Source organism: Streptomyces panacea (genome assembly GCF_040560175.1).
GTDB classification, from domain to species: Bacteria; Actinomycetota; Actinomycetes; order Streptomycetales; family Streptomycetaceae; genus Streptomyces; species Streptomyces panacea.
In genome coordinates, this window is record NZ_JARJHW010000227.1 from 1 (window position 1) to 10,986 (window position 10,986).

Annotated in this window: 11 protein-coding genes and 1 tRNA gene; 7 read left to right on the forward strand and 5 right to left on the reverse strand. The window is 71.8% G+C overall.

Annotated features, from left to right (window positions below):
• Positions 1 to 56 precede the first annotated feature (56 nt).
• Positions 57 to 791 carry an ABC transporter permease gene (locus P3L51_RS32285; protein ID WP_354608897.1) on the reverse strand — a complete coding sequence of 245 codons (735 nt, stop codon included), beginning with the start codon at positions 789 to 791 and terminating at the stop codon, positions 57 to 59.
• Between the two features lie 250 nt (positions 792 to 1,041).
• On the opposite strand from P3L51_RS32285, the gene P3L51_RS32290 reads away from it, so the two are divergent.
• The 4 genes from P3L51_RS32290 (at position 1,042) to P3L51_RS32305 (ending at position 5,228) form a co-directional block, all read left to right on the forward strand.
• Positions 1,042 to 1,707 (forward strand): HNH endonuclease family protein, encoded by a 666-nt coding sequence (locus P3L51_RS32290; protein ID WP_354608888.1) that lies wholly within the window; start codon positions 1,042 to 1,044, stop codon positions 1,705 to 1,707.
• Positions 1,708 to 1,816: 109 nt separating this feature from the next.
• Positions 1,817 to 3,496 carry an alkaline phosphatase D family protein gene (locus P3L51_RS32295; protein WP_354608889.1) on the forward strand — a complete coding sequence of 560 codons (1,680 nt, stop codon included), beginning with the start codon at positions 1,817 to 1,819 and terminating at the stop codon, positions 3,494 to 3,496.
• A gap of 314 nt (positions 3,497 to 3,810) precedes the next feature.
• Complete coding sequence (locus tag P3L51_RS32300; RefSeq protein WP_354608890.1) at positions 3,811 to 4,248, forward strand: DoxX family protein; 438 nt, start codon at positions 3,811 to 3,813, stop codon at positions 4,246 to 4,248.
• A gap of 299 nt (positions 4,249 to 4,547) precedes the next feature.
• On the forward strand, positions 4,548 to 5,228 hold the full coding sequence (locus P3L51_RS32305) for a DedA family protein (protein ID WP_354608891.1): 681 nt from the start codon (positions 4,548 to 4,550) through the stop codon (positions 5,226 to 5,228).
• Positions 5,229 to 5,247: 19 nt separating this feature from the next.
• Here the strand turns inward: P3L51_RS32305 and P3L51_RS32310 are convergent, their stop codons facing one another.
• The gene (locus P3L51_RS32310) at positions 5,248 to 5,469 is read right to left on the reverse strand and encodes a DUF2277 domain-containing protein (protein ID WP_354608892.1); all 222 of its coding nucleotides are present in this window, start codon (positions 5,467 to 5,469) and stop codon (positions 5,248 to 5,250) included.
• A gap of 64 nt (positions 5,470 to 5,533) precedes the next feature.
• Here P3L51_RS32310 and P3L51_RS32315 point away from each other — a divergent pair, with 64 nt between their 5' ends.
• Complete coding sequence (locus P3L51_RS32315; protein WP_354608893.1) at positions 5,534 to 5,980, forward strand: PaaI family thioesterase; 447 nt, start codon at positions 5,534 to 5,536, stop codon at positions 5,978 to 5,980.
• A 210-nt stretch (positions 5,981 to 6,190) separates the two neighbouring features.
• On the opposite strand, the gene P3L51_RS32320 is transcribed toward P3L51_RS32315, so the two are convergent.
• The 3 genes from P3L51_RS32320 to P3L51_RS32330 all read right to left on the reverse strand — a co-directional run bounded on the left by P3L51_RS32320 (position 6,191) and on the right by P3L51_RS32330 (position 8,536).
• Positions 6,191 to 6,664 carry a winged helix-turn-helix transcriptional regulator gene (locus P3L51_RS32320; RefSeq protein WP_354608894.1) on the reverse strand — a complete coding sequence of 158 codons (474 nt, stop codon included), beginning with the start codon at positions 6,662 to 6,664 and terminating at the stop codon, positions 6,191 to 6,193.
• Complete coding sequence (locus P3L51_RS32325) at positions 6,642 to 8,060, reverse strand: hypothetical protein (protein WP_354608895.1); 1,419 nt, start codon at positions 8,058 to 8,060, stop codon at positions 6,642 to 6,644. Before P3L51_RS32325 ends, P3L51_RS32320 begins: the two co-directional genes overlap by 23 nt.
• 404 nt (positions 8,061 to 8,464) lie before the next feature.
• A tRNA-Val gene (locus tag P3L51_RS32330) sits at positions 8,465 to 8,536 on the reverse strand.
• Positions 8,537 to 8,734: 198 nt separating this feature from the next.
• Here P3L51_RS32330 and P3L51_RS32335 point away from each other — a divergent pair.
• Positions 8,735 to 9,520, forward strand: a complete 786-nt coding sequence (locus P3L51_RS32335; protein WP_435594574.1) for a DUF4097 family beta strand repeat-containing protein — start codon at positions 8,735 to 8,737, stop codon at positions 9,518 to 9,520.
• A 73-nt stretch (positions 9,521 to 9,593) separates the two neighbouring features.
• Positions 9,594 to 10,958, forward strand: coding sequence for a coiled-coil domain-containing protein (locus P3L51_RS32340; RefSeq protein ID WP_354608896.1), 1,365 nt, complete (start codon positions 9,594 to 9,596; stop codon positions 10,956 to 10,958).
• The last annotated feature ends 28 nt before the right edge of the window (positions 10,959 to 10,986 follow it).

Here is a 10,986-nt window from a genome sequence, read left to right on the forward strand (position 1 = left end):
ATGTGTATAAGAGACAGGTTTCGGGAAGGGGCGGGTACGGGGAGAGAACCAGCGCCCTACCCCCGATGCACCACCCCCCGCGCCACCAGCTCCAGCACCAGACTCACCGCCACCGCCTGCACCGCCATCAGCGCCACCAGGACGAACAGCTGCACCGCCCCCGCGAACAACGGCGACGCACCCCCCAGCAGCATCCCCACGAACGCGCCCGGCAGCGTCACCAGCCCCACCGTCCGCGTCTGGTCCAGGCCCGGCAGCAGCGCGTCGGCCGCCGCCGGGCGCGCGATCTCCAGGCGGGCGTCCCGGTCGGGCAGGCCGATCGCGAAGCCGGCCTCCACCTCGCCCCGGCGCGCGCCGAGTTCGTCCAGCGCGCGCCGCCCGCCGAGCACCGTCGCCGTCAGCGCGCCGCCGATGAGGATGCCGGTGATGGGGATCAGGGCGATGCCCTTGACCGGTACGAGTCCGGTCAGGAGCAGCACCGCGACCACCGGGCCCACCCCCGCCCCGATGGGCACCGCGGCCCACCACCACGTCCCGTTGCCCGTGATGCGGCGCCCCGCGGTGCGTACCGCCACCGCGTACATGAGCGCGATGAAGGCCAGCAGCGCCGGTACGGACCCGACGACCCACCCGATCACCAGGGAGACCGCGCCGAGCTGAACCGCCGCCCGCACCCCCGCGGTCGCGATCTCGCGCGCCCGCCCGAGGTGCGCGAGCGCCGCGGTCCCGGCCGCGGCGACCAGCAGGACCGCCAGGACGAATCCGAACGTGACATCGACCTTCAGCAGCATGCTCCCCACCCAATCTCACTCCGTGGCGGACATTCTGCCCGTACGTCAGATAACACCCCCGCGTGAGGCGTTGACACCCCCCGGGTCCCGACGACGGAAGTCGAAACTCTTGATGTGACGTGCCCATGTCGTCACCCTGTTACCTGGTGCCCACCTCACAGCAATCCGGCACCGCAACGATGGGCGCTCGGGTCCGGCGCCCCAACACGGCTCCGAACGGTCAGCTTCCCCCCACGACAAGGGAGTTCGCATGTCAGGTATCTACGCGCGTCAAGGCCGTCCCGCCGGCCGAATAGCCGTCATCGCCGCGTCCGCCGCGCTGGTCTCGGCCACCGCGCTGCTCGTCGCCCCGACCCCCGCCCAGGCATCCCCGCCCACGCCCATCGCCGCCTCCACGGCCCGCACCTACCTCGGTCAGCTGACCGTGCGCGCCGAAGGTTCCACCAGCGGCTACAGCCGCGACCTGTTCCCGCACTGGATCACCCAGTCGGGCGCCTGCGACACCCGCGAGACCGTCCTGAAGCGCGACGGTTCGAGCGTCGTGACGAACTCCAGCTGCGCGGCGACCAGCGGCAGTTGGTACTCCGAGTACGACGGCGCCACCTGGAGCGCCGCCAGTGACGTGGACATCGACCACATGGTGCCGCTCGCCGAGGCGTGGACCTCGGGCGCCAGCGGGTGGTCCACCGCCCAGCGCCAGACCTTCGCCAACGATCTCGGCAATCCGCAGCTGATCGCCGTCACGGACAACGTCAACCAGTCCAAGAGCGACCGCGACCCGGCGGAGTGGCTGCCGCCGCGCGCCGCGTACCACTGCATGTACGCCCGCATGTGGGTGGACGTGAAGCACGCCTACAACCTGACCGTCGACTCGGCCGAGAAGAGCGCGCTCCAGGGCGTCCTCAACGGCTGCTGACAACAGCCGGCGGCAGCCTCCGACCACAGGTCGTGCTGCCTGTCACAGACCGGAAACTGGTCGGCCCCCTCCGTCGTTCCGTACCGTACGGGGCGACGGAGGAGGCATCATGACCGGGCTGCGCCTGGGACCACTGCTGCGCTATGTCGACGGGGAATCCGCCGGCACGGCCACGATCTGGGTCGAGACGGACCGGCCGTGCACGGCCGAGGTCCGCTGCGAGGGCGGCGCGTACGGCTCGTCGCGCACGTTCCTGATCGCCGGGCACCACTACGCCCTGATCCCGGTGACCGGGCTCTCCCCCGGCACCGCGGCCGCGTACGAGGTGCTGCTGGACCAGGTGCGCGTCTGGCCGCCCGAGGACTCCCCGTTCCCGCCGAGCGTGATCCGTACGCTGGCCGCGACGGAGCACCCGGAAACGGACGCCCCGGAGCTCCATGTCTCCTTCGGCTCCTGCCGCTGGGCCTCCGCGCCGGTCGGTGAGCCCGACCCGGTCGGACCCGACGCCCTGCACACCCTGGCCGCGACCCTCACGGCCGACCCCGGAGCCGTACGCCCCGATGTCCTGCTCCTCCTCGGCGACCAGGTGTACGCCGACGAGACGTCGAAGACCACGCGCCGCTGGCTGGCCGAGCGCCGCGATCTGGCCGAGCCGCCGGGCGCGGAGGTCGCCGACTACGAGGAGTACACCCACCTCTACGACGAGTCGTGGAGCGACCCCCAGGTCCGCTGGCTGCTCTCCACCGTCCCGAGCTGCATGATCTTCGACGACCACGACGTGATAGACGACTGGAACACCAGCGCGTCCTGGGTCGCCGAGATGCGTACGAAGCCGTGGTGGCGGGAGCGCATCCTGAGCGGCCTGATGTCGTACTGGGTGTATCAGCACCTCGGTAATCTCTCCCCCGCCGAACTGGCCGCGGACAAGCTGTACGCGGCCGTACGCGCGGAGGCGGACGGCACCGAGCGGCTGCGGGAGTTCGCGGCCGAGGCCGACGCCGATCCGGCCTGTGTGCGCTGGAGTTACCGCCGCGACTTCGGCCGGACGCGGCTGCTGATGGTCGACTCGCGGGCGGCCCGCGTCCTCGCGGAGGGGCACCGGGAGATGCTGGACCCGGAGGAGGCGCGTTGGGTGCGTGACCAGGCGCTGACCGATCCGGGCGACCGCGACCACCTCCTCATCGGCACCTCCCTGCCCTGGCTGCTGCCGCCGCTGGTCCATGACGCGGAGAGCTGGAACGCCGCGCTGGCCCGGGGCGAGCGCGGGAGGCGATGGGCGCGCTTCGGTGAGGATCTGCGCCGCAGGGCGGATCTGGAGCACTGGGCGGCGTTCCCGACGTCGTTCGAGAAGCTGGCGGGGCTGATCGCCGAGGTGGGCAGCGGCCCCGACGCGCCGGCGACGGTCTGTGTGCTGTCGGGCGACGTGCACCACGCGTACGTCGCCGAGCCGGCCTGGCGCACGGATCAGCCCCGGTCGCGGGTCGTCCAGCTCACCTGCTCCCCCGTGCACAACTCGATCCCGCTCTCCATCCGTCTCGGCTTCCGCTTCGGCTGGAGCAGGGTGGGCCGGCGCCTGGGCCGCGCCTTCGCCCGGCACGGCCGGGTGCCCGCGCCGTCAGTCACATGGGGGAAGACCGGTGGCCCCTGGTTCGGTAATCAGCTGATGACGCTCACGTTGCGGGGACGTGCCGCGCGGCTGAGCCTGGCCCAGGCGCGGGCACGGGGCGGGGAGCCGAACGCGGGGGCACGGCTTGTGACCGTCGACGAACGGGAGTTGGCCCCGAAGTGACGTCGGGGTGACCTCGGAGCCGTACGTACGCCCCCTTTGACGACCATTCATCCGCACTCATCGACCAATGCCCGGTTCCTCCGTACCGGGCATTGGTCTGCCCATGACCTGCCGAATGGGATCTCCGTCGCAGTCGCGACAAGTCGACCGAACGAAGCAGGTCAGGCACCCCGGCCCCTATTCGCTCCGGAGAACGGATGTTCGGCCGAGAAGCACCCGTTGGCCGGATGTTGAACTTGCAAGCATTCTTTAGGGCTGCCTAACGTGAAGGTTCTCGTCGGTTACGTCCCGAACCGAAGGAGCCCCACCCCCCCATGTCCACACGCCTCAACCACGCGCAGCCGTACGCCCTCGGACTCTTCCGTATGGTGATCGGACTGCTCTTCGCCTGCCACGGCGCCGCGACACTCTTCGGCGTCCTCGGCAAGGACACCGTCGAAGCCGGCACCTGGCCCGGCTGGTACGCCGCAGTGATCCAGCTCGTCGGAGGCAGCCTGGTCCTCCTCGGCCTGGGTACCCGGATCGCCGCGTTCGTGGCCTCGGGTTCCATGGCGTACGCCTACTTCAACGTCCACCAGCCCGACGGGCTGTTCCCCATGGAGAACGGCGGCGAAGCCTCGGCGATCTTCTGCTGGGCCTTCCTGCTGATCGTCTTCGTCGGCCCCGGCGCACTGTCGCTGGACCGGCTCATCGGCACGCGCGGCACACGCGAGCCGGAGCGCCGGGATCAGCCCACGGCGGTGGCGGCCTGACCGACAGTCAGACAGCCTGAACAGCGACACAGGCGCCCGGCTCCCGTTTCGACGGGGTCCGGGCGCCTTTCTGTCCGGCAGACTCGGCCGGACACCCACATCCGGCCATTCCCCGATCTCGGCCATTCGACAAACAGAAGGTGGACAACACCCGCCCCGTGGGAAGGTGGTCCACCACACAGGCGTACGCTGTATGGCTGACAGCCGCCGCCCGTTCGCTTCGCGCGAGGGGGGCCGGCGGTCAGGGGGATACGAGGCCGGGGGATTTCGGCTTCGTTACGGAAACGGGGAAGATAAAAGTGCTGGAGAGTCTGGGCGCGCTGACCGGCAGCCCATGGATCTACGCCGTGGTGGCGCTCTCCGTGCTTCTGGACGTGTTCCTGCCCGTGCTGCCCAGCGGCGTGCTGGTGATCACGACCGCCACGGCCGCGGCAGCGGGAACCTCGGCGGTCGCCGACGCGGCGGGCAAGGTCTCGCACGTGGCGCATGTGCCGCAGGAAGTGCCCTCGCTGCTCGTACTGATGGTGTGCGCGGCCGTCGCCTCGGTGATCGGCGACTTCGTCGCGTACCGCCTCGCCTGGCGCGGCGGGGACCGGCTGGCCCGCGCCATCGCGCGCTCACGCCGGCTCACCACCGCGCAGGAACGCCTCGGCACGTCCCTCACCGGCGGCGGGATCCTCGTGGTGATCGCGCGCTTCGTCCCGGCGGGCCGCTCGGTGGTCTCGCTGAGCGCGGGCGCCGCGCACCGCAAGATGAAGGAGTTCCTGCCCTGGTCCGCCCTGGCGGCCGTGGCCTGGACGGGCTACAGCGTGGGACTGGGCTACTTCGGCGGCCAGTGGCTGGGGTCGAGCTGGTTCGGCGCGGCGGTGTCCGTGCTGGCGCTGTTCGCGGCCGGGCTGGTGGCCGCGGCCATCGTCCGCCGCCCGGCGCGGCGACGGGACCGCGCGCGGGCGCGGGTGGCGGCGGCGCCGGTCGCCTGAGACACCCGGCGGGGCGGCCTCAGGTCCGGGCCGCGCCCCGTACCTCGATACCGTCGAGCAACCGCGTCGTGGCGGCGGAGATCTCCTCGACGGCCCGGTCGAACACCTCACGGTTGTGGGCCGCGGGCGCGCGGAAACCGGAGACCTTGCGCACGTACTGGAGGGCGGCGGCCCTGATCTCCTCCTCGGTGGCCTCTTCGGGGATGACGGGCGGACGGAGAGTCTTGATGCTGCGGCACATACCTCCAGTGTGACCGATCACCGCCCATGGTGGGTTCAGAAACAGAACTGATAGCTTCTGCCGCATGACGACTGTCGACTTCACCACGCTGTCCGGACTCGAACTGCTGCGCTGGGCGTCCAAGCAGCCCACCGACCGGCCTTCCATCGGACGACTTCTCGGCATGACCTTCGACGAGCTGGACGAGGGCCGTGTCGTCCTGTCGCTCAGCACGAAGCCCGACTTCGCCAACCCCCTGGGCACCGTGCACGGCGGCATCGCGGCGACCCTGCTCGACTCGGCCCTGGGCTGCGCGGTGCACACGACGCTTCCGGCGGGCGTCGGATTCACGACGCTGGAGCTGAAGGTGAACTACATCCGCACGGTGGCCGTGGACGCGGGGCGCCTCACGGCGGTGGGTACGACGATTCACGTGGGCCGGCGCACGGCCACGGCGGAGGGCCGGGTCACGGACGAGCGCGGCAAGCTGATCGCCCACGCGACGACGACGTGCATGATCCTGCACCCCTGAGGGCTGTCCGGCGGATCTCCCGCGGCCCGCGGCCCAGGTCGTGTCTTCAAAGTAGCGCCGTCCGCCCGCAGGGCGGGGCCCGCGGCGTCTGGTGCGGTGCATCGCAAGGCGGAGGATCGGTCTCGTACCGGGCGTACTCGGCCGACTCCGACAACGCGGCGAGGTGCCGTACCAGGCGTCGCGGGCCAGGCGGGACTTTGAAGACACGACCTAGGAGTTGACGTCGCTCGCCTCGGACAGACCCGCGCGGAGCGTCGGCCGTACGTCGCGCGGGTCGATCGGCTCGCCGCAGTCCGGGCAGGCCAGTCGGGGCGTCATGGTGTGCCCGCACGTCTCGTGGCGGAGCCGTACGGGCGGGCCGTCGTCGCCCGCCATCCAGCGGTCGCCCCAGGCGAGGAGCGAGACGATCACGGGGTACAGGCCGACGCCCTTCTCCGTGAGCCGGTACTCGTACCGCTCGGGCCGCTCCTGGTACCGCACGCGCCGCAGCACCCCGTGCTCCACGAGCGTGGCCAGCCGCTCGGTCAGCAGGGGCCGCGAGGCGCCCGTGTTCGCCCGGAAGTCCTCGAAGCGCCGTACGCCGAGGAACGCGTCGCGCAGCACGAGCAGCGTCCAGCGGTCCCCCACCACCGACAGCGCACGCGCGACCGAACAGTCGACCTCACCGATCTCGTTCCATCGCATGGGCCCGAGTGTAGGAGCCGTGCCGGGCGTCCCGGGCCCCCGAAGATCCGCCGGACAGGGGCGGCTCCCGTACGGCGACCGACCAACCCGGGTTGTACGTGTCGGGCACCGGCCTGCGCGGCCAGTCCCGCGCCCAGTGCGGCGGGCCCACGCGCCGGAGGATCACCGCCGTGGCGGGAGCCGGATCGTCCATGTCCGCCGAGGCGCAGCCCGCGGTGTACGCGACGGGGATCGCCGAGCTGTTCCCCTTGATCAGACACGGCGGCCGAACCCCGTTCTCGCGCAGTACGGCGCTGATCCGCAGCCAGTCGCCGCGCGCCCGTTCCTGGACGCTCACATGGGTCCGTACCTGCGCGATCTGTACGGCGGCATGCCCCAGCAGGACGAGGGCGAGCGCGACCGCGACCGGGCGCGAGCCACGCGCCCGGTCGGCGGCGGCGAGCAGCCCCACGGCGGCAGGCAGCACCAGCAGGGCGTAGCCGGGCAGGAGGAAGCGGGGCGCCGCGTAGGGGACGAGGAAGAGGTACGGCAGCGAGCCGGCCAGCGCGACGGCGACCGCGAGCCACAGCGGGGCGCTCGCGCGCCCGGTGCGACGTACGGTCCACAACCCGAGGACGACCAGCGCCGGAAGCAGCAGCCACCATTCGACGACGCCCGAGGCGACGGTGTCGCCCGTACAGGGGCGGCAGAGCAACGGGCCGTCCAGGGCGGTGAGATGAGCCTTCAGCGAGAGGACGGGCCGCAGGCCGCCCTGGGTGTCGCTCGCCTCGGCCAGCCGCCGCGGCACACCGCCGAACCGCAGCCGGGCCTCCACGACCCACGGCAGCGCCCCCACCGCGACACCCGCCGCGACGGCGACGAGCCGACCCCGGCCGCGCCACGCGGGCACCAGCGACGCGGCGACGAACAGCGGAAAGGCCACGGCGGCACCGTCGTTGGGCCGCATCAGCGTGACGACGGCCAGCCCGGCGACGATCCCGGCGTACGCGCCACGTCCCGGACGGCGCCGCAGGAAGCATCCGGTCGCGGCGGCGGCACCCATCGCCGTGTAGTGGTTGGGCATGGCGGAGTTGGCGTAGAAGAGCGCGAACCACAGGCTCCCGTACAGCCCCGCGGCCACCCACACCCCCGCGGGCCGCCTCAGCACCCCCAGCCACGGCCGATATCCCAGCCAGAGCGCCCCGCCCGCGAGCGCGGCCATCCAGAGCCGCAGGAGCACGACCGAATCGCTCCAGGAGGCGACGGGCACGAGCAACAGGGGCACCCCGCGCGTACGCGGCGCACTGAACGGCACGCCGGGCCCGTACGTCCCGAACCTGCTGGCGTAGACGATCTCGTCCCACCCCAGCGGCAACCCGAACGGCACGAGCACCCCGGCGACAACGACAAACCCCACACACACCCCAACAAGCCCCCACCACGCCCGAACCGCCCCACCACCACGGCGCGGTACGACATGGCTGACGGACGGCATGACATCTGTCTGCACGCGTGGCACTCCCCCGTGTCGCACAACGACGCCCGGCGCCGCGGCTGTCCCACCGCGTACCGGGGCCGGTGGTCAGCCACCCCTGCGGATCACTCCACACAACACGGCACTTCAGCCCAACTCGACTCAATTCCCGCCATCCTGCCACCGGTCCGGGGCGAAGAAGCCGCCCAACCGCCGAACAGCATCGGCCGGTCCCAGGTGAGCCACGGGGGCGGAGGCGCGGGCAGGGAGTCCGAGGCCACGAGGGGGAGCGCACAGAAGGCCCCCGACCGCGGACGGTCGGGGGCCTTCGTCGTGCTACCTACCGGTGGGCGCGGACGGGTTCGAACCGCCGACATCTGCTTTGTAAGAGCAGCGCTCTACCCCTGAGCTACGCACCCTTGGATGAGGCAACAGCGTACATGGAGCGGGGCCCCCGCTCGCAAACGCCTTCGCGGGCCGGGCGCCCGGTCCCGTACCCGGTCCGGCGGCGGGGGTTATCCCCACCACGGAGACGGTGGCCGACCGGATCGTTCGGGGGCGGGCGGATTCGTACGGTGGAGGCACATCCGCAGGACCATCTTGGGGGACCGATCACCGTGAACACGCTCCGAACCCGCGACACCCGCCGCGCCCGCACAATCGTCGCCACCGGAGGCGCCGTGCTCGCCCTGGTCGCCGTCAGCGGGTGCGGGAGCGCCGACGCCGACGAGGCGCCGGTCGAGAAGCGGTCGTTCGCCTTCAGCGGGAAGACGCTGACCATCGCGTCGGGGAACACCTCGATCGAACTGGTGCCGGCGGACGTGGAGGACATCGAGGTGACGCGTCAGGTCGACGGCTGGGTGGTGCTCGGTACGGGGCCCGACCCCGTCTGGAAGCTGGAGGAGAGCACCCTCACGCTCAAGGTCGAGTGCGAGGCGCTGGTGAACAACTGCGAGTCCCGGCACCGGGTGAAGGTGCCGCGCGACATGGCGGTGAAGGTGCGGAACGACAACGGCAGCGTGCGCGCCGACGGCTTCGACACCGATCTGAACCTCCGCTCCGACAACGGCTCCGTCAACGTACGGAACTCCAGCGGCACGCTCGACCTGTCCAGCGACAACGGCAAGGTGACGACCGACGGCGTCTCGTCCAAATCGGTCCACGCCCGGTCGGACAACGGAGCGGTGCGGCTGAAGCTCACCTCCGTACCGGACAAGGTGGACACGTTCAGCGACAACGGGTCCGTCACGATCGACCTGCCGAAGTCCGATGCCCGCTACGCGGTGACCGCCAAGAGCGACAACGGGAGCGTCGATGTGGACGTGCCCACGGACGACGACAGCGCCCATGTGGTGAAGGCCCGCAGCGACAACGGCAAAGTCACAGTCCGAAGCGCGAACTAACCGGCCCGTGTGTTCGTCCCTTCCTGGTGGGAGAATGTACTCGGCAGGGGCGTAATCGGCACGGGAGAGGGATGTGACGGCGACACACGCGCAGCCGCACGCACGAGCGAGGGCGGGTGGCGTCCGTGATGTCCTCACCCTGATGCTGCTGCCGGTGCCGTTGATCGCCGCGGCCCTGCCGGGAGCCTTCGCCGGCGGGGGTACGCGGCGCTGGTTCGGCGGGCGCGGGGAGAATCAGCGGGCCGACGCACAGGCCGCCAAGGACGCCGCCGCCGCCGCTTTCTACGAGCTGGACACGGCCCAGCGCGATCTGCGCATCTCGATAGAGACGATCACCGCGGTGGACAGTTCGCCGGGCGCGCGGCGGGTCGTGGACGAGTTCGCCAGGCTGGGGCAGCGGATCGACGAGGCCAGCAGCGGCTACATCAACGCCGTCGACGCCCACGACCTCGACCGGCACGATCTGGAACCGTCCGTCGCCTCGACGGCCCGCACGGAACTGACCAGGGCCAAGGACGAGCTTGTCCGCGTCAAGGGCGAGCTGGACCGCTTCGAGCGCGGGCTCGGCCCGCTGCTCGACAAGGCGGAGACGCAGCTCGCACGGCTGGCGCCCGCCGTGGAGCGGGCGCGGCAGACGCTGCTCGCCGCGAGCAACGCCCTGGACGCGGTGCGCGGCTCCGGGCTGCGGGCCGACGACCTCGCGGCACGGCTCGCCACCCTCGGCCCGGAGCTGACCAAGCTCAACCAGGGCGCGGGGCGGCACGGCGTGGCCGAGACGATTCAGCGCGCCGACCGGGTGCTGCGGGACGCCGAGGCCGTACGGGCCGAGGCCGAGCGGCTGCCCGAGCGCGCGGCCGAGATCGACCGGCGGCTGGTGTCGCTGCGTACCCGCGCACAGTCCCTGACGACGCGCGCGGGCTCCGTGGAGCCGGTCCTGAGCGAGCTGAGGCGCCGCTTCAGCGCCGCCTGCTGGCAGGACCTCCAGCCCGTGCCCGAACAGGCCGCGAGCTCCGTGCACCAGGCGGAGGAGAAGCTGAAGGAGGCCGCCAAGGCACGCGAGGAGCAGCGCTGGCCCGACGCGACGGCCCTGCTCAGCACCGTCCGGGCGCTGCTGAACTCAACCGACGAGGCCGTGTCCGCCGCCGGTGACCGTCTCCAGCGACTCAATGCCGTCTCGAAGGACCCGCAGCAGGAGATCGACCGGACGCGGTTCGCCGTACGGGACGCGCAGCGCCTCGCGATGGCGGGCCGCAACACGCCCGACCCCCGGCACGCCCGCCCGCTGGACGACGCCGTGGCGCGGCTGGACCGGGCCGTGGCCGGGCTGGAGGGCCGGCATCCCGACTGGTGGCACTTCCTGACAGAGACGGAAGCGGTGCGCAACACGGTGGCCCGCGTCGTCGGTGAGATCCGGGACGAGCGGGGCGCGGGGGCCTGACCGGCGGGCCCCCAAGGGCCCCCTGTCT